Annotated in this window: 14 protein-coding genes; all 14 read left to right on the top strand. The window is 38.7% G+C overall.

Features of this window, described 5'->3' with window-relative positions; genetic code table 11:
- Positions 1-15: 15 nt before the first annotated feature.
- The 14 genes from ATH1_RS22510 to ATH1_RS0116275 all read left to right on the top strand — a co-directional run bounded on the left by ATH1_RS22510 (position 16) and on the right by ATH1_RS0116275 (position 20787).
- Entirely contained in the window at positions 16-162 is a 147-nt protein-coding gene (locus ATH1_RS22510; protein WP_280959775.1) for a tyrosine-type recombinase/integrase, read from the top strand.
- Positions 163-598: 436 nt separating this feature from the next.
- Positions 599-880 carry a helix-turn-helix domain-containing protein gene (locus tag ATH1_RS0116345; protein ID WP_044115544.1) on the top strand — a complete coding sequence of 94 codons (282 nt, stop codon included), beginning with the start codon at positions 599-601 and terminating at the stop codon, positions 878-880.
- Positions 877-4113: an SNF2-related protein gene (locus ATH1_RS0116340; RefSeq protein WP_010424320.1), complete on the top strand. Its 3237-nt coding sequence runs from the start codon at positions 877-879 to the stop codon at positions 4111-4113. Before ATH1_RS0116345 ends, ATH1_RS0116340 begins: the two co-directional genes overlap by 4 nt.
- A gap of 30 nt (positions 4114-4143) precedes the next feature.
- Positions 4144-4563: a GxxExxY protein gene (locus tag ATH1_RS0116335; RefSeq protein ID WP_010424317.1), complete on the top strand. Its 420-nt coding sequence runs from the start codon at positions 4144-4146 to the stop codon at positions 4561-4563.
- A 15-nt stretch (positions 4564-4578) separates the two neighbouring features.
- A complete protein-coding gene (locus ATH1_RS0116330; RefSeq protein ID WP_010424315.1) occupies positions 4579-8220 on the top strand; it encodes an Eco57I restriction-modification methylase domain-containing protein in 3642 nt (1213 codons plus the stop codon).
- Positions 8217-9020: a hypothetical protein gene (locus ATH1_RS0116325; RefSeq protein ID WP_010424313.1), complete on the top strand. Its 804-nt coding sequence runs from the start codon at positions 8217-8219 to the stop codon at positions 9018-9020. The genes ATH1_RS0116330 and ATH1_RS0116325 overlap by 4 nt, the downstream gene beginning before the upstream one ends.
- Positions 9017-12205: a DEAD/DEAH box helicase gene (locus ATH1_RS0116320; protein ID WP_010424312.1), complete on the top strand. Its 3189-nt coding sequence runs from the start codon at positions 9017-9019 to the stop codon at positions 12203-12205. Before ATH1_RS0116325 ends, ATH1_RS0116320 begins: the two co-directional genes overlap by 4 nt.
- Positions 12206-12261: 56 nt before the next feature.
- Positions 12262-13659, top strand: a complete 1398-nt coding sequence (locus ATH1_RS0116315) for a GmrSD restriction endonuclease domain-containing protein (protein WP_010424310.1) — start codon at positions 12262-12264, stop codon at positions 13657-13659.
- A 6-nt stretch (positions 13660-13665) separates the two neighbouring features.
- A complete protein-coding gene (locus tag ATH1_RS0116310; protein ID WP_010424308.1) occupies positions 13666-15045 on the top strand; it encodes a DUF4062 domain-containing protein in 1380 nt (459 codons plus the stop codon).
- A complete protein-coding gene (locus ATH1_RS0116305; protein WP_010424306.1) occupies positions 15038-16462 on the top strand; it encodes an argonaute/piwi family protein in 1425 nt (474 codons plus the stop codon). The genes ATH1_RS0116310 and ATH1_RS0116305 overlap by 8 nt, the downstream gene beginning before the upstream one ends.
- Positions 16463-16471: 9 nt before the next feature.
- Positions 16472-17935, top strand: a complete 1464-nt coding sequence (locus tag ATH1_RS0116300) for an AAA family ATPase (RefSeq protein ID WP_010424305.1) — start codon at positions 16472-16474, stop codon at positions 17933-17935.
- A gap of 414 nt (positions 17936-18349) precedes the next feature.
- A complete protein-coding gene (locus tag ATH1_RS0116285) occupies positions 18350-18589 on the top strand; it encodes a hypothetical protein (protein WP_010424300.1) in 240 nt (79 codons plus the stop codon).
- Between the two features lie 18 nt (positions 18590-18607).
- Complete coding sequence (locus ATH1_RS0116280) at positions 18608-19384, top strand: hypothetical protein (RefSeq protein ID WP_010424299.1); 777 nt, start codon at positions 18608-18610, stop codon at positions 19382-19384.
- Between the two features lie 53 nt (positions 19385-19437).
- On the top strand, positions 19438-20787 hold the full coding sequence (locus tag ATH1_RS0116275; protein ID WP_029164182.1) for a hypothetical protein: 1350 nt from the start codon (positions 19438-19440) through the stop codon (positions 20785-20787).
- The last annotated feature ends 136 nt before the right edge of the window (positions 20788-20923 follow it).

The raw sequence follows: 20923 nt of genomic DNA, 5'->3' as shown, positions 1-20923 counted from the left end.
CCTTTTGCAACACACATATTGGAACAAGGAACCGACTTAAGATATATTCAGGCATTATCAGGACATGCATCAACTAAGACAACCGGGATATACACTCACGTATCAACACAGGAACTAAGTAAAATCATAAACCCACTTGACGAACTTTGGGATTCAGGCTAACATAAAAAGGTGCACAATACATGCTATATTGGCATGTATTGTGTACCTTTAAAATTGATACAAGAAATATATATGCACTTACGGTGTGTTTATAAAGGCGTTGGGGCACATGCAAAAAAAGACAACGGACACATTGACAATGACGAGTAAAGACAGACATATCGTATCACAGACCGACTATATCATCGGACTAACTCGACATGAAAGACAGAGCAGCCGGACAAGGACGACTGACCGAGAAGAAAAAAGAAAAAGCCCCCGCTTCGCATTTTTGAAAATTTCTGCCTACGCACATTGCACACATTTGCAAAGCCGCTCAAGCCAACCCGCAACCCAAGCTTTGCAAAAGAGTGCAATTTTGCCATCGCTCGATAAAGAAAATCACAAAATAATTCATAGATTTGACCTTTATAGACAAGCGCTTTAATTACAAGCTATGTTAGGTCAAAGACTCAGAGAGTTGAGGGAGAAAAAAGGGATGCTTCTTCGAGAAGTTGCAGCACATCTTGAAATCGACACTGCTATGATAAGCAAGATCGAAAGAGGAGAAAAAAGCTGCAAAAGAGAGCACATTATAAAGTTGGCCAAACTGCTTGATTCAAGTGAACAGGAACTGATTGTATTATGGCTTTCTGACAGCATTTTCCCTATTGTTAAAAACGAAACATATGGGGTAAAAGCGCTTGACCAGGTAAAGAAAAGACTAAAGAAAATTTGAACAGGACAGATTTACATACGGATACCACTTTTTTTACCAATGAACCTGGTTCTACATTGTTGGACAGGTTTCTGAGGACACTCAAAGACACCCAATACTTTGATGTGTTAGTTGGCTATTTCCGTTCATCTGGCTTTTATCAGATGTATGAAGCTATCGAGAAAGTAGATAAAACAAGAATTCTGGTAGGTCTTGGCGTTGATGAGGAATCATATAAAACCATCAATGAATATCAGAACCAAACGGTAATGGATTTTGATTCCCATGCAAATGCCAAGAAGGAATACCAGAAGAACCTGATTAAAGAAATTGAAAAATCAAAAGAGGTAGACAAACGACTGGAGATCGGAATCAAGAAATTCATAGAGTTCCTTCAAACTGACTGTCCTGACAAAGACTTGGACATTAAACAAAGAGGGAATGGCAAAAAGCTTGAGATAAAAGCTTATCCTTCCAGGAACATTCACGCCAAAGTCTACATCAGCCGGTACCATGAAGATGATAAGGAATACGGTTCAGTAATTACAGGATCAAGTAATTTTTCGCTTTCTGGTTTAGTTGCAAACAGAGAATTCAATGTGCAGCTTAAAGACCGGAGAGATGTCGATTATGCGCTGGATCAGTTTGAGAATCTCTGGAAAGATGCGGTGGATATTTCTGAGGAGTTTGTTGATGCAGTAAAAAATAAAACATGGCTCAACGATTCAATCCAGCCCTATGAACTCTACTTGAAACTCATTTACGAGTACATGCAGGAGGACATTAATCTGGAAGAAAATTTTGAATCTTTCCTACCTGAGGGGTTTCTAAAACTTGATTACCAGGAGCAAGCGGTGAGGCAGGCCATGAAAAAGCTTGAGGAATATAATGGGGTGTTCCTTGCTGATGTGGTGGGACTTGGCAAAACATTCATTGCGGCTCAACTGCTTCAGCAATTGAGAGGTAAAATATTGGTTATCTGTCCTCCCGTTCTGAAAGAATACTGGGAGCAGAGTTTAATGGATTTTAGAGTTCCGGCAAAGGTTGAATCCCTCGGAAAGCTGGAACACATTATCCGAAAAGGAATTGACCGCTGGGATTATATTGTAGTAGATGAAGCACACCGGTTTAGAAATGAAGCCACACAATCGTATGCTGATTTGCTGGACATCTGCCGGGGCAAGAAAGTCATTTTGGTTACTGCCACTCCCCTAAACAACACCATTGACGACATCTTCGCTCAGCTCAAACTGTTTCAGGCTCCCAAAAACTCCAACATACCCGGAATAATTAACCTTGAGAAGTTTTTTAATGGACTTCGGAAAAAACTGAAAAAGTTCGAAAAGCATGATCCGGAATACCAGGAAATGATCCGGGAAGTTTCCAAAGAGATTCGTGAGAAGGTTTTGAAACATGTCATGGTTCGAAGAACCCGAAATGATGTTGTCAACTTTTTCAAAAAAGACATTCAACAGCAAGGTCTGGCTTTTCCTGAAATGGGTGATCCCCAGAAAATCATCTATGAATATGAAGGAGAGTTAGAACGTATCTTCAAAAGTACAATTCAGTCATTGGCTGAATTCCGCTACGCACGATATATTCCATTGCTTTATTACACGGGCAATAAAGGCTTGACTGAATTTGAAAAGCAGCAACAACGAAACGTTGGAGGCTTTATGAAGGGCATTTTGGTAAAACGCCTGGAAAGCTCGTTTTATGCCTTCAAGCAAAGTGTGCAGCGCTTCATCAAATCTTATGAGCGCTTCATCAATATGTACAATGATGGCACTGTTTATATCAGCAAAAAAGTCAATGTTTATGACCTGTTGGATAATGATGACTTTGATAAGTTGGAAAAAGCCGTTGAAGAGGAAAAGGCACAGAAGTACGAATCAAAGGATTTCAGAAAGGACTTCCTAACTGATTTGCAGCATGACCTAGAAGTTTTGAAGCAAGTCTGGGCGCTATGGAAAAATGTGGATGAAGACCCTAAACTTTCTAAGTTCATTGCAGAACTAAAGAAACATGAGAAACTCAAGAAAAAGCAATTGGTAGTTTTTACAGAATCAAAAGAAACAGGCGATTACCTCTATGAACACTTAATTGATGAATTCCCCGGACAAGTTATGTTTTATTCCAGTGAGGGAGGAAGGCATACCGACAAGCAGCTTACTTCCAAGCACACTATTGCCAGGGATATCATCCTTGACAATTTTGACCCGAACTCAAAAACCCCTTCAAAAGATCTCCGCATACTCATTGCCACGGATATTTTGGCAGAAGGGATCAACCTGCATCGTTCCAATATTTTAATCAATTATGATTTGCCCTGGAACCCCACCCGTGTTTTGCAAAGGGCTGGTCGTGTAAATCGCCTGGGCACAAAGCACTCCAATGTTTACATTTTCAACTTCTTCCCCACTACCCATTCAGATGAACATCTTGGATTAGAGCTGAACATCACCAACAAAATACAGATGTTCCATGATATTTTGGGTGAAGATGCCAAGTACCTTTCTGATGGTGAAGAAGTAGGTAGTCGGCAATTGTTTGACAGCTTGAATAACAAGAAAACATACACCGGTGAGGACGAAGAAGGGGATTCGGAGTTGAAGTATTTGGAAATGATGCGGAACCTCAGGGATAAAGATCCTGACCTTTTTGAGAAGATAAAAAAATTGCCCAAAAAGGCACGCTCCGGGAGAAAAACAACCACAGTTGAAAAGGATAAACTGGTTACCTTTTTCCGCCTTGGCAAACTCAAGAAGTTTTATTCCAATCAGGGTGGTGAATCGGAAGAGATCACCTTTTTTGATGCGGTGAATTTGCTGGAATGTAAGCCGGAAACCAAACGCGCTTCCATTCCATCGGAGAAGTATTTCCAAATGTTGGACACGAACAAAGCCCGGTTTGAACTGGACACTACGCAAGGTGAAGAAGACAAGGTTAAGGGCGGAGCTTCCAATGTGAAGTACATTGAAAAACGCATGAAGGATGTAGCCTTTCGAAGATACAAGGGCTTTACGGATTCGGATGAGGAATTCATTTTGGGCGTGAAACAAATGATCCAGCAAGGATTGATGGCGAAGAAAACCGCTCAAAAGATTAAAAAAGAATTGGAAAAAGAAGATGATCCGCTTCAGATGCTCCATATTCTTCAAAGGCACATTCGTTCAGTAGCCGTGGATGATATACAGAATGGAAAATCACCCATAGCCAGAGATGTTATTTTAAGTGGATATTTAATTGTCTGAACTTTGATTTTGGTGATGAATTGATGGATTATGATTAAAGAAGAACATAAATACTCTGAATTGACTGGAAAAATCATTGGCTGTGCCATGACGGTTCACTCTGCATTGGGCAATGGTTTCCAGGAAGTCATTTATCAGAGAGCATTGGAAATTGAAATAGCAGAGCAAGGAATTTCCTTTAATCGGGAATACGAAATGCCAATTTATTACAAGAATCAACAAATTGGTACAAGAAGAGTAGACTTCTTGGTTGAAGGATGCGTATCAGTTGAGTTAAAAGCTCTCGTTCTACTGGAGGATGTACACCTGGCTCAGGCGATCAATTACCTGAAAGCCTACGATCTGGAAATAGGTCTTCTAATCAACTTTGGTGCCCGAAGCCTTGAGTTTAAGCGTGTCCAGAACAAAAAATTCAGGCAAAAGAATCAAGGTAATCCACAAATCAAATAAATCACAGTTCAGACAATGGAGAAACAGCAGGCACAACGCTACATCAAACAAGTACTCAACTCCCGTTTCGATCAGGAGCAATTTGAATTGTTTGTCAGAAACCTGCTCAACGATTTTGAACTGAAGGAATTCAACCATAGTGGACAATTGATTCCTGAGGCATTTCGCGATCACATATCCCACTTCAAAAGATTAGGTGTTTATACAGACCCTGAGGGGGAGCGAATGGATATTCTGGTTGTCCAAACCAAATCCGTTAATAAGCTCGAACGGACCAGAACTGCATTGCGAAATTTTGTCGTTAGGCATCTAAAAAACAGAGAGAAATTTAATGCACTTGTTGCTTTCTACTCCAAAGAAGATGACGGCATGGAGTGGCGATTGTCTCTGGTAAAGATTGATATCGAAACAGAACGCACCGATAAGGGAAAGATCAAAGCGAAAGAGGAAATTGTCCCCGCCAAACGCTTCTCCTTCCTGGTGGGTGAAAACGAAAACGCCCATACTGCTCAAAAACAGTTACTGCCACTATTGGTCAACGACCATAGCAACCCGCTCATCATTAAAGAAAAAGACGGGGATGGCAGCGTGGAAGGTGCCTTTAGCATAGAGAAAGTAACCGATGAATTTTACGAACAATACAAGGAACTCTACCTCAAGCTTACCGAAAACGCGGCACTGACCGAAACACTGGAAAAAGAAGGCCTCGACCCGGTGCGTTTTGTCAAAAAGCTGTTAGGACAGATCGTCTTCCTTTATTTCTTGCAAAAGAAAGGCTGGTTGGGTGTTCCGAAAGATCAAATGATGGGTGAAGGCCCTAAAAACTTCTTACGGAAGAAATTTGATGAGATCAATGAAAATGGAGGCAGCTACTTCAACGACTTTCTGCGCTTTCTCTTTTATGACGCACTGGCCAAGGAACACAATGATGATAACATCAAGTATTTTAATAAGAATCTTGGCTGCAAGATCCCTTTTCTGAACGGAGGCTTGTTTGAAGCCGATTATGAGAATTGGGATACGCTTGACCTGAACATTGATAACCACCTTTTCAGCAACCCCGATGAAAAGACCAAAGCCGGAGACAAAGGCACGGGCATTCTGGATGTATTCGACCGCTACAACTTTACCATACGGGAAGATGAACCGCTGGAAAAAGAAGTAGCCGTTGACCCGGAAATGCTGGGGAAGGTTTTTGAAAACTTACTGGATGTTACCGACCGCAAAAGCAAAGGCGCTTTTTACACGCCCCGTGAAATTGTGCACTACATGTGCCAGGAGAGCCTGATTCACTACTTAGACAATACGGTAAACCATTACATAGAGAGCTACCAATCCATTGATTCTGATCAAGCCAGCTTGTTTGGTGGTAGTAGCGACAAGAAGGGAAATCTGAAAATTGAAGTAGAAAACAAAGGCGATATCCGTGTTCCCAAAGAAGACATTCAGCAATTTATCCGGCACGGACACCTGGTGCTGGAGCATGAAACCACGGTTACCGGAAAAGGAAAGGAAACGGATAGCTACAAGTACAAATTACCGGAAAGCATTCGCAAAAATGCGGAAGCTCTGGACAAAGCATTGGCCGACATCAAAATCTGTGACCCGGCCATTGGCTCAGGGGCTTTTCCTGTGGGCTTGCTCCATGAAATCGTAACCGCCAGACAAGTCCTTGGCACCTATTTAAATCAAAGTTCATCAAATAATCAGAAAAATCACAGTTCAGACGCCTATTCACTTAAACGCCACGCCATACAAGAAAGCATTTACGGGGTGGACATTGACGCCAGCGCCATTGATATTGCCCGCTTGCGGCTTTGGCTATCCATGATTGTGGATGAAGAAGATTACGACACCATTGATGCGCTACCTAACCTGGATTATAAAATTGTTTGCGGCAACTCACTGATTGGTATGCCCGAAAACGCTATGCGCGACCTGAAAGTGGAAGAAGAACTGGAAAAACTGAAAGAGCAGTTTTTCCATGAAACGGATGAAACCAAAAAGAAAGCGTTACGTCAGAACATCAATCAAAAAATTAGGCAATTACTCGACTCTGCCGAAAGCTTTGCTGGCTACAAGATTGATTTTGACTTCAAGCTCTTTTTCTCAGAAGTGTGGCATCAGAAAAACGGTTTTGACGTGGTGATTGGGAACCCTCCTTATTTAAGAATTCAGGGAATAAGGAAAGAAAACCCTGCATTTGCAGACCTTCTTGTTAAGCTGTATGACTCTGCGACCGGTTCTTTTGACCTCTACGTTTGCTTTACCGAAAAAGGTCTTTCTCTAACCCACCCCAATGGACTGCTCAATTTCATTATGCCGGTGAAATGGACTAACTCTGCTTTTGGCAACGGTTTAAGAAAAGTAATGAAGCAAAATAAAGCTGCAAAAAAAATCATCTCTTTCAGTGCCCATCAAGTATTCCATGCTTCCACATATACAGGAATACAGTTCTTCGTAAAGAATTCAAAGCAACTGCTTTACACAGAATTGAACAAAGACTTGCCCAATAAGTCTGACTTGGAAAATTATATCAATGAGTTAAAGGAAGGGGATTTTAATTCCTATGCTACTCGTGAATTGAATGACGACACGTGGACTTTAACTGATAAAAAGGTTTCAAGTATTTTACTGAAATTGAATAAGCATAAGACAAAGGTAAAAGATGTCTTTTCAAAGTTTTTTACTGGTCTTCAAACTAGTAAAGATTCAGTTTATTTTATCATGAAATCAAGGATTGAGAATGGCTATGTTATCGGTCATTCGAAAGAATTAGACGAGGAAGTTGAAATAGAGAGGGGGTTAGTAAAACCCTTATTAAAGGGAGATCAAGTGCATCGATTTGAAAAGTTAAGCACAAACAACTACGTGATTTTTCCATACCATATTAAAGATAGTAAAGCTATATTAATGGAAGAGACTGAAATCAAAGATCGGTTTCCTAAAGGATATGAATATTTGAAGATCAATGAGGGTGTTTTGAGAGGTAGGGAAAACGGGAAATTAAATAATGATACTTTTTGGTTTAGATATATTTATCCTAAAAATCTCACTCTTTTTAATAAGCCTAAGCTGATCTGTCCAGATATTTCCAAAGGTGGCAACTACGCTTTTGATGAAAAAGGAGAATTTTATGACACAACAACGCTTTACGGGTATATCAAAAATTCAGAGATCAAATACCCTTATAAGTATTTTCTTGGTCTGTTAAATTCATCAATATGTTGGTTCTTTCTTAAAAATACGGGGACAGTTCTCGCAAATGGATATTTTAGATTCATGCCTCGCTACGTTGAAGCTCTGCCAGTTCCCAAACCCTCCTTAGATATTGCGAACATTATAGCTAAAATTTCTGACTATCTAATCAACTCAAAGCATAATAATGAACTAGTTTACAGTTTTATGTATCAATTGGTGGATTCACTCATTTTTGAATTATACTTCCCAGAAGAACTCCAATCCGCCAACAAACAAATCCTTCCCCACTTAGGCGACCTCAAGCCCATCACCGATGAGATGAGTGATGAGGAGAAGCTGGCCATCATCCAAAGCGAGTTTGAGCGCCTCTACGATCCCAACCACCCGGTGCGCAACAATCTGGAAACGTTGGATAGTGTGGAGGAGGTGAGAGTAATTAAGGAGGCGTTGAAATGAATGTAGTTTACGAACATATCGAAACGCTAAGAAGAAGCTATCAAGGTTTCTTTCTTGAAGAACAGGAATGTCTTGAACATTTGAAGGGGTCGGTAAAGGACAATTTGGTGGATCGCGAAGAGTGGCAGGATTCCATAAACAGGTTGAGAGCATTAAAGGATGAAACCGGCTTTGCTGTCAATGATGAATTGCTGGCCGATCTTCAAGAATTGGAAAATAAAGAAGTTGAGCTACAACAGTTTCGGGTGGGGGAAGCCTATGCTGAAATAGTTTTAGAACAAGAGTTTACCTGCCGTTTCCATTGGAACGAAAACAGGGATACCCGGAATCCAAAAGGCAACAAAACAGGTGCTGACCTGGTAGGATTTATTGAAGTCGATGGTCAGGTTCTGTTCTTGTTTGGAGAGGTAAAAACATCTTCAGAAACTGCCACCCGGCCACCGCAGGTCATGACAAGCACTCACGGTATTGAGAACCAGCTCAGAAATTTATACAATGACCGAAGTACACGCCTTATCTTGATATCCTATTTGAAAAATAAGATGAGGCACTATCCAGTAGATCATCCATTCAGGAGAGATTTTGAAGCCAGTGAAAGAGCATATTACTTTGGTGATTGCGATTATCAACTCATTGGCGTATTAGTTCGTGATGTAGAACCTGATCAAAGGGATGTTGAACCAAGTTATGCCAGATTAAGAGAGCAAGTTTTAGAGCCCAGGGGAATAAATCTGGTGGCATTGTATTTACCAATTCAAAAAGAGGAATGGTTGGGCATTATTAATGAACAAACAGAATGAGCATTGAGCTAAAATATAATCATCTTGAACGGGCATATCCTGATATGCTTACCGGGATAGGTGCGCTCATTCAAAAAGGAAAACTGTCCGGTCGATTTGAATCAGTTGAGCTTTCAGAAGAGGATATCCGGCAACTTGAAAAAGCGAAGGAGCTTTGTGAGTTGAAGATCATTGAACTATGGGATAGCAGAGATTCACAACAGTTCAAAGCGCTTTGTGCTACCTATTTTGACATTGCAAGCCAGCTTTCGGCCTTAACGGAAAGTGAATACTACATCTACGAGCAATTCAAATTGATTGCTTTTGGATATTTGGGAGAACATTGGCACTTCGTTCGTCAGTATCTGAAATCGCGAATGCACATTAACGAAGAATTGACTCCGGCTGATGACTGGAATCAGCGTTTACTCACGCGCAGCTTCAAGGCAATTCTTGGTTTGATTTTAAAAGAAAATTGGAAAGATGTTGATAAAGCAGTCCAACAAATTAATGCATTAAGGGAAGAGCAAAATGATTTCGAGGGAGAATTCCTCAATAAGGTAAATGAAGAAAGTCGTCCTTATGGGGCAGCTGAAGTAGTTTCCCTATATCATTTCGCTAAAAGCATTGAAATACTGGGTCATTACCTAACTAGTGGAAAACCAACTGATGCTCAAAATAAAATCCATTACCATCTTGAACTTTCCCGTGAATTTGCGCAAAAGTCGGGAAATATAAGCCTCAGTCTGCTATTCCAGTTTCATGAAGCATTTGCTATTAAAATGCTACGCAATACCATATGGTATACCACGAGTGGGATAAACCAGTGGGTAACGCAATTTAATAAGTTTATTACAGAGAAAGAGGACAAAGGAATATTTGAACTTCTCTATCCACAAAGGGAATCAATAATAACAGGACAACTTTTAAACCCCGCTCATAAGGCCATCGTGGTTACCCTTCCCACTTCAAGTGGAAAAACCATGATTGCAGAATATCGAATTCTTCAGGCGCTCAATGAATTCAAAGAAAAAAGACGTGGCTGGGTAGCTTACGTTGCCCCAACACGTTCGTTGGTGAATCAAGTGTTTAATCAATTAAAAAATGAATTGGGATCGATTGGGCTTAAGGTAGAAAAAGCAAGCGGTGCTATTGAGTTGGATGGTTTTGAACAACACTTGATTGAAGATCAAGGTGATCAAACCGAGTTTGATGTTCTGGTAACCACTTATGAAAAACTAAATCTTTTAGTTCGTCAAGGCCTCGGATCATCTGAGGATAGACCCCTTGTTTTAACGGTTGTTGATGAGGCACATAACATCGAAGATCAATCCAGAGGATTGAATCTTGAGTTTTTACTATCAACAATAAAAAATGATTGCCCGGAAGCTAACTTCCTCTTGATGACACCGGACATTTCAAATTCGGGAGATGTGGCAAATTGGCTAGCTCCGGACAGAGGTCAGGTTATTAATCTTGAACTAGACTGGTGGCAACCCAATGAACGGGTTGTAGGTGCCATTCAAGTGAATGGAAAGGGAAAAACATATGATTTTAGTTTGAGAACCTTGCACACCCAAAAAGGAAGTTACGAAATAGGAGATTCCATACCACTCTGTCATTTTGAAAACGCTGATGAAATTAAGTCTAAAATCTATGGGAGTAATGGCTCTAAAAAGAAACTCGCCACAAGTCTTGCCTCACAAATTCTTGATCTGAATTCACCAATTATTGTTTTGGCGAGTACAATTAATGAAACCTTTGACATTGCAGATAAGCTTTCAGAAGAAGCTGGAAAAATAGAGAGAGATGCTGATGTTGACTTGGTAAAAAGGCTAGTAGCTTCAGAATTAGGTGATGATTTTCCTCTTGTAAAATATTTAGATCGAAGAATTGCCGTACACAGTGCTGCTATTCCAGATGAGATTCGGATTTTGATCGAAGATCTAATGTCTAAGAAAGGAAAATTACGCGCTTTAGTAGCAACAACAACCATTGCCCAGGGAATAAACTTTCCAGTATCTGCCGTAGTAATGGGCTCTTACATTTATCGGGCTAAAGGTTATTCTTATGATATGCCTGTAAGGGATTTCTGGAATTTAGCCGGAAGAGTGGGGCGTGCCGGTCAAGATCAAATGGGTTGGGTCGGTATTGCGCTTAAAAATGATAGCGAGTTGCCTAAGGTTATTGATTATGTTGGAAAAGCATCCGAAAAATTATTGTCACAATTGGTTAATGCTATTGAAAAAGCACTTCATCATGTAAATGAGGATTTTGGTAGATGGTTATGGCACGATGCTCGATGGACAGCGGTATTACAATACATTTCACATCTACGGAAGCAAATACGAGAGCAGGATGAATTTCTTGCTCAAATTGAGCAAAAGCTCCAGGACACGTTCGGTTATAGTCAGTTACCTCAGGATAAGAGAAACATTTTACGAAATAAGATTCGCGGTTATGCCGCAGGCTTAACTCGGACAGATGCTGAACGATCAGACCAAACAGGGTTTTCAACTGTTTCTGTTAGACAAATGATTGGGAAATTAGCCAATGCTGGTTTGACGCCAAATGATTGGAATAGAAACCAATTGTTTTCGGAACAGAACCAAAGTATGAAAAAGCTTGTGGGGATTATGATGAATACCTACGAAATTCGAGAAGCAATTGAGAAGTTGAGTCCTGGAGATAATGTATTAGACCGGACGAGTATTTCTCGGCTTATTATAGATTGGGTAAATGGAAAAGACATTGCTGCAATAGCCAACCGTATCTATCCAAGTGATGATAAAAAATCATCAATTCAAAATACAACGAAAGCGCTCTACAACGTAGTAGCTAATGCAGCTACATGGGGCTTAGCTGCATTGCAACAAATGCCGACCAGTGGTTCGGATTGGGAAAACCTTTCTGATATTGAGAAAAAGCGCATGGCCAATCTTCCTGCCTATCTGCATTATGGAGTAAATACGGACGAAGGAGTGTTGATGCGGAAAAATAATGTACCGAGAAGCGTAGCTAATCGCCTCGGAGAGTTATACGGTACTTCGGTTGAGGGGCAAATATTTAGTCAACCGTCATCATCAGTTGCTGATTGGATTGGTCAACAAAATGTGGAAACATGGAATAAAGTTCGCCCTGCTAATTCTCAATTATCAGGAGAAGACTATAAAAAGATTTGGATGAAATTGAATGGGATAAAATAATCGCTTCTCGCCAAAAACTCGCCAATTTGGCGAGATAAGAACTAAAACATAGAATTATGTCATTTAATCCGAAATCAGAATATACAATAGTCAGTGAAATTATCGGAATAAAGGATTTTCACGATTATAAAGAAGATTATGTAACTCGCCCACCATATCAACGAAAGGTTGTTTGGAACAGAGCAAAGAAGCAATCTCTGATGGATAGCCTGTTTAGACGTTATTACATCCCTAAGCTGGTTATTCGGGAGGTTCGCTTATCCGATGACAGAACAGTAAATGAAATCATTGATGGCCAGCAGCGGATCACCACCGTACAGGAATTTTTTGATAACGACTATCCCCTCCCAAAGTCTTTGGAAGATGTGGCTTCTGAATTACCTGGCAAGTATTACAAAGATCTGGACACAGACATCAGGAAATTCATTGACAAGTCTTTAAAGTATCAGGCAGACGTAATCAAGAACATTGAAAAGCCGGATGATGTCCGGCATCAGATCATTGCTACTGAAATATTCTGGCGGTTACAGCAAGGTGAAACGCTAAATTACATGGAAGTGGCCCATGCTCAACTTTCCAGTCTTACTCGCAACTTCATAGTCAAGTATTCAGATGACCTGACATTTGATTATAACAAGTATGAACCTGTTGATAATAATCCGGACAAGCTACCCTTTTTCAGTTTGCTGAATGTTGACAACAACCGGATGAAACACCTGCAATTCATGGCACGTTTCGTCATGATTGAATTAGGAGACGGATACGCTGACCTAAGCGATAAGAAAATTGAAGCCTTCATCAATAATGCAAAAGAGGAAGATGGAATAGGCGATTACAGTTATGAAAATGAACATGCGGCTAAAGAGGTTCTGAAAACCTTACGCACCTTCTATGACATATTTAAGGATGATCCAATTCTGGATGAGCACAATGGCATCAAAGAATTATCAGTGGAGTATTTCATCATTTCCACATATCTACTCATAAGGCATTTACACAAGCACTATGTGATTGATGAGCAGTTGAAAGTAACCATTAGAGAGTTCATTTATTACTTCCATGAACGATGGAAGACATACGATGAATCAACGGATACTGATATGCTCTCTTTTAGCAATCACCGGCAGCAAGGGGAGAATGACCTAGAGATCAGAGACCGGATTATGCGCCAAATCTTCTTTGAATACCTAAAAGAGAATAGTATTAAAATCAAGGAAAGAGATGAAAATAGAGCATTTTCAGAACTCGAAAGAATTATCATTTACAGACGTGATAAAGGTTTTTGTCAGCAATGCCTGAGAGATGGAAAGCCGGAAAATGAAGCTAAAGTGAGTTGGTCTAAGTATCAGGCGGATCATGTTCTTCCGCATTCTAAAGGTGGTAAGACAATTATTGAAAATGGTGAATTGCTATGTTCGTATCATAATCAATCTAAGGGGGCAAAAATCTTATAAACTCTAATGAAGCCACTCAAGCCCAACATATTTGTCAGTTCCACTGTAAAGGACTTGCCTAACGAAAGAGAGGCGGCCAAGCGGGCTATTGAGAAAATTCCGGCAATTCCAGTTATGTCAGAATACACGATGAATGCAGTGGACAAACCTTCGGTTCAGGCATGTGTGGATGAAGTGAAGAAGGCTGACTTTTATGTGCTGATTCTTGGAGCTAGGTATGGATGGGAGTTGGAAAATGGTATTTCTATAACAGAACTGGAATACGATACTGCCTTTAAAGAAGGTAAACCCATTTTTGTTTTCAATACAGAATACGAAAAAGAAGAAAAGCAACAGCAGTTTGCCAATAAAACAGGTGGTCAACGATTCTGGAAAACAGTTTCCAATGCATATCAACTGGAAGACGAAATTGGAAAGAGCTACAAGCAATATGTAGAAGAACAGTACTACGAAAAGCAAAATACGACAGAACTGCTATATAGCAATCTGGTTCAAATTGAGTTCCCGGAAACCCTTTATCAAGCGGATTTAAACATTGACCGTACAGCAATAATTGAATCTTCCTGGGAGACTGAATTCAAGCTTAAAAAAAATGCACCACAGGCAAGGGTTGTGACATCTGCAATGTTTCAACAGGGGCTTCAACCTATTAGTGATTGGGCTTTATATGAAAATAAGCTCTTAACTTTTCAAGATTTAAATGACCCGAATAATCCTCTTCATTCTGTAATTGATGAGGGTACTATTACCCCGTTATCATGTGAAGAATTTTATGAAGTAAATGATGATTATCTGCGTGTATTTAAATTTCTCTTGCGGAAATGCCTCGAACGTAAGCTTCACCACATGGGCATAAAACCCAAAGGGAAAGGATTGTACGCTTTTGCACCGGACAAAGATCATTTTGAAAAGCGTACTGTAAAGTGGCACAGTAAAAAAGATGCGACCCGAACGGTTTTCGAACTGAAAAAGCAAAAGAAAAACCCTGAAAAAATTGCATACGGAAAACACTTTGCACTTAAAGCTGACTTTCATTTGATAAACAACGGCTGGTATGCCTCGCTAATACCGGAATGGTTCATTTCTTATGATGGTTACCGGGAATCTTTTTACGGATGGCAGCAATTGAGCTATCTAAAGAGAAATGAAAGAAACGGCCAGGTCTTTAATCATTTTAAATTTTTGGTGCATCAGATGTCAACCGACTTACAGACTGATCTATTTTCAGACAATTACAGGTATGATCTGCTCAAATTTAAGAAGGTTGAAAAAGTAGAATCATATCCTAAAATAGACGAAAACTCCTGGTACGGCAATGAAAGTGCAGGAATCCAAAAGTTAATGGAAAGTTCAGAATCAGAAAAAATAGACCTATTCAATGTTTGACTTCCATCACATAGAGGAACCGCTCTTGGAGTTTGGCATTGATGACCATTATTGCCCCAGACAGGGCATCAACAATTATGATGTTTACGATACTCGGTTTGAAGCTCGGAAGAGGGAACTGTTAATTGGAATAGTAGGCATTAGTGAAGACATTGAAAAACTTGACAATTGGATAGAAAGGTGTAAAGGGCCAATTCCGGGAAAAGCAAACTCAAAGCAGCCACAACTTTTTACCCATTTCTGTGGCTTCAATGAAAACACAGGGTTCAGATCAAGAATTATTACATCATCCGAGATTACCCGAAAGATCAATAATTCGGATATTAAAGAAGTATTGGAAGTTAAGGACTGGAATGAAAGAGTTTCAGATGCCGTTGAACTATTCTATAAACACATCAAATTCATTGCACAGAATAAGCTTGTGGATGTGATTGTCTGTGTGGTTCCAAAAGCATTTGAAAAATCTATCGTCAAAGATGAGACACCTAAAGAAGTTGAAGAAACTGCCGAAGATTCTAAAAAGCCTGAATTAGAAATTAATTTCAGACGGGCATTGAAAGCGAAATCTATGCACCTTGGTAAGCCAATCCAGCTTATCAGGGAATACTCTTTAAAAGATTCGACAAAAACTCAAGATCCTGCAACAAAAGCATGGAACTTTTGTACTGCTTTATATTACAAGGCAATGCAGACTGTGCCATGGAAATTGAAGCGAGATTCAAACCTTGGTACTGTTTGCCATGTAGGGATTAGCTTTTACAGAAGTAGAGATAAAAAATCCGTTCAAACCAGTCTTGCCCAAATTTTTAACGAGCACGGAAATGGCGTTATTCTCAGAGGTACTCCTGTAGATATTGACAAGACCGATCGGCAACCTCATTTGACAGAAGAGCAAGCGTTTCAATTGCTTTCAGAAGCACTTAAAGAATACAAGTTCGCATTGGAAAATCTTCCAGGGAGGTTGGTTTTACATAAGACTTCAAATTTTAGTGAAAGTGAATTGGCTGGCTTTACTGCTGCCGTAAAACAGTCTGGAATAAATTCTCACGATTTTGTTACAGTTCAGGATACTGAAATAAGATTTTTCAGGGATGGACTTTACCCACCACTTAGAGGTTCCATGATTTCACTGGAGGATAAGCGACATATTTTATATACCAGAGGTTCGGTTGAATATTATCGTACCTATCCCGGTTTATATATCCCTGCTCCGCTCGAAATCCGCATTGTTGAAAGTGATGTTTCCCCAAAAGTTCTTTGTGAAGAAATATTAGCGCTTTCAAAAATGAATTGGAATAACACTCAATTTGATGGGAAATATCCTATCACTATTGGGTGTGCCCGAAAAGTAGGTGAGATAATGAAATACCTTGAACCATCAGAAAAACCACAAATTCGATATGCATTCTACATGTAAGATATCACAATGAAGATTAAGACCATTGAAATAAAGAATTACAAGGCTTTTTATGGAAAGCACACCATCAAAATAGGTGGGAAGAACGTGTTCATCAATGGCGAGAATGGAAGTGGTAAGAGTTCACTTTATTATGCCCTAAAAGATTTCTTTCAGTCATCTATTGAAACCATTGATATGACTGAAGTGGATAACATCTTCTTGAAAGCATCAGACAAAGGAAAGAACTACATCAAAGTTAAATTCCAACCCAATAAAGATGGGCAAAGACGAGTAGCCGAATATGAACTCTCTTCCACAGGCAAAACCACCAATGCTGCGGGAGATACTTCGATCAGAGACGCAAACAAACTCAAAAGTTTTCTCACCTACAAGCATCTGTTAGATATACACCATATCAAAAAAGATGGAGAAATAGACCTTTTCAACCTATTGGTCAAAGGAGTTCTAAAGCATTTCAAATACACACTTACCAGTGGGAAAGAATTGGGTGAACTTTGGAATGAAGTAGAAACACTCATTGTAAAAGAAACCGGCACTTCTTATCGTATTGATCAAAAAAGGAAGGATGTGAATGATGCCCTAAAAGCATTTAATGATGCTTTCAAGCAACTATTCGAAAAACCAGAAGAGGGCAACCCAAATCCAGAATATATTTTGGGTCATGCAGCACCTATTCTGGATGAGTTTGAGCACGGTCTTGAAATTGATCTGCGATATATGCAAGCTACAACTGATGACTATAAGACGATCAAGCAAAATCATGTTCGTGTAGATTTAAAATTCTGTGGTCAAGCAATACCCAAAGCTCATTTGTTTTTGAATGAAGCACGATTATCGGCTATTGCTATTTCCATTTATTTGGGAATGATAAAGAGACATCCGCAACTAAGACCACACAAAATTCTGTTCCTTGACGACATCTTTATCGGCCTTGACATTTCAAACAGACTGCCGCTCTTAAAAATACTTGAGAACCACTTCCCGGAATATCAGGTATTTATTACGACTTATGACAAATCCTGGTATGAATATGTAAGAGGCTTTCTGAGTGACAAATGGAAAACTATTGAGTTCTATGCTCAAGAAGTGAAAGGGGGTTTTGAGATTCCGAAAGTTGAAGATGGAACTGACATGGTTCAGAAAGCACGTCAACATTATAACAACTCTGACTACAAAGCCAGTGCGGTTTATGCAAGATCAGCTTTTGAGAAAATCATTATGAATTATTGCGAGCAAAAGAGAAAGCCCATTGCTTTTAAAGCAAAACGAAAGGATTATTCGTCACAAGATTTTTGGAATAAGGTTAAAGTAGATGTTCAGCCTGCGACCAAAACAAGCATAGAGGGGTATCGATTTCTGATTTACAATAAATTGAGTCATTACGACCCGGAAGTAAATCCGTTGAAAACTGAATTGAGAGATGCTATAACGGCAGTTGAAAACTTGAGAACGGAATTAAATGGAACTTAGAGAATGCCAACGCAGCAGTCACACACATTGGCTGGCCGCTCAACGCCACCCGCAAACCAAAGCCAGCCAAAGAGTGTGCCTGCCCAGCCCTGGAAAAGAAATTTTCAAAGATGCCCCACGCGCGACTGAAAAGAAAGACAATGACACGGACTGACAAAAATGGACTACTTAACTGGTTGACACTGTGGACAGAAAAGAAAAAAGAATGAAAAGCACGATGCCCCAACATTGTATAAGCGTAATGCGGGCTGAATGGCTAAAAATGAGCATTTGTGCTCCTAATAAACTTTTTGGTGGGTGGACAGAAAACGTTTCCGAAACCCCGCACTACGCTTATACTTGGCCGTTGCCTGCAATACAAAGTGCGAAAATAAGAGTGACAGGAACAAAGCAAACGATAAACAAAACTCATTTATGACAAAAGCAAGAGTTGAAATACTTAATGAAGTATCAACAGAAAAAAAAGAGGATTGGAACCTTTGCTTCCAAAATTGCATATACCAATACGACAATGGCATAAAGCAAAGTGGTTTTAGATTCATTTGGAGAAGACCTAATGGGAAATTACAACCTGCAAGGGGGCAAGCTCGTATTCCAGATAAAAAATTGTTGTTTTCATTACTCGAAAAGGCAAAAGAACAAGGATGGTTTTAACTTTAAATTAGTCATAATATGAAGAATTTTAATTACTTACTATTGGTGCCAATTCTTTTTGCCTTGGCATGCAATACAAATAAAAAGGAAGAATCTTTTAATCCCAACCATGTAAAATTCAGCTTAGAGAATCGGAAAAAGACCATTCCAGAATCAGTAAAAAATCAACTTGAACCAAATTATTATTCATCAGAAGAACCATTGTATTTTGAAATTAGCTTTTGGGGCGATACAACGCAAACAATAAAAACCGATTCAGTTCACATTGTTTTCTTTGATTATGAAACATATTCCTATCTTGATACAATAACACTTACCAATACTAAAGGTAAAAAAAGTATTAGTAAAGCTATTACTATGAATATAGGTGATTCGGAAAAGGAACAACTTAGACTAGAACTCTTTTTTGATACAACTTTTGTAACAAAAAGAGATATAGTTTATTTTAATTATCCTCTCTATAAAAGAAAAAATACAGCCTCTCACAATAAAATCATTAATGTGTTTAAAGAAAATGAAGCAGTTTTCGACGATGTATTACTTGAAAAATACGCGTTTATCCATGGGACAGTAGAAAAAATCATAAAATATGAGGATACATATGCCATTCATTTTGAAGATGAATATGTATTTACCGATTTTATTTACATCATGAATGAAAACGTAGACTTGACAAGAGTGCAGCCTGGACAGGATTTACTTATATATGGAAAGTGTGTTAGACCAAATAAATATGATTCATATAATGGCAACAATATAGCATTTTTATATTGTGACATAATCAATGAATCATAGTCAATAATAATTCTTCACCTGAGATGGTTCAAATATCCTATAAACCAAATGTTATGAACAAATTTCGAAAATTCATCCTATTATTTTTATTTGTGCTATATAGCATATCTACTTTTTCACAAATTACTGTATCAAATGTTAAATCAAAAAAAGGACAGGATTTGATTGTTGAAAAACCTGAACCCTATGATAGTTTAAAAACATGGGAGTATTTTAATAATCCGATTCAATATAAAAGATATATAGGTCAACGTGTTTATTTGCCAAAATCTAGCAATGATTTAAAATATGAAAAATCAATGGATGGATATGGTACATTAAAAATGGGAGATAATTCGGAAAGGCCATTTTTATTTACATTAAGTCCAAGAACAGTTAAAATTGATACAGAGAATATTTTAAGCGATGAAATGCTTAATATCAATTATGCTCCATCAAACATTTCGAAAGGTTACCATGCAACATTAAAATTAAATTCTATTTTCACAAATGTATATAAGCCTTTTCTATACTATTTAAAGGTTAATCCATATTCTGGAGAATATGAGTTTAATATTAACAATAACAACAATACAGGTAATAAATATTATCAAATCATCGATGTTATTTTTGGAGAAAAATTGGAGAATATTATGTATTCTAATAGCGAATCTTCAAATATGCAAAATATTGGTTCGGTTAATTTTACATCAACTCCAATTTCAGGAAGAAAAAACAAACCAGAAGAAAAATCAAAACCTCTCAAGCTAAGGCGTGAGCGTATTTCGATTGCTTACGTACTTAAAGAAGAAATAACTGGAGATACAGTTGTTTATTGTAAACAGGAAAAGAATCGCTTTATATTAGTTTCCTTTTTTGTTAAGCAAAAGCAAATATATGAAGGAAATAGTTTAATAAATAAATCATCATACAAAAAAATAAGGGGTATTGAATTGGTTCCTAACAGTAAATGGTTGTGTGAATCTGTAACAGTATCAGCTTCTACAGGCAAGTTGACTTATGTATTGAAGAATGAAAAAGGAGACGTTTTAACTCTTAATGACATTGAAGGATTTGTTTTAGAGGAAGATGTTTTAAAAGAAGAAGCAGAGAAGAAAATGTTAGCTCAAGAGAGAGAAGAAAAACGTAAAGAAGAAGAGCAACAGCGAAAAGAAAATGAAAGGCTCGCAGCTGAGAAAAGAAAAGAAACATGTATTAAAAAATTTGGCCCAAAATTAGGTTTATTAATTGCACAAGGCAAAGTTCAAATAGGCATGACTAAAGAAATGTGTGAAGTTGCATGGGGTAAGCCTATTTTGATAAATAAAACAACAAGTGAACATGGCACTTCAGAGACATGGCACTTTGGCTTTATTAAAACCTTATATTTTAATAACGACATATTGAAAAGGATTGATGAATAAAGTACAGCAGGCAACAAAGCTATATACGCCAGCCGTGGCATCCACAGCATATTGAGGGTTTTGTATTTCCCAAAACCATGCGTTCAAGCTGATAAATCCACAGCTGGTCTGAAACCACGCCCAGGCGCATATAGCC

It is taken from the genome of Anaerophaga thermohalophila DSM 12881 (assembly GCF_000191885.1).
GTDB lineage: Bacteria > Bacteroidota > Bacteroidia > Bacteroidales > Marinilabiliaceae > Anaerophaga > Anaerophaga thermohalophila.
The sequence above is the reverse complement of the archived record's forward strand: the minus strand, read 5'-3'. Positions and strand labels throughout refer to the sequence as shown.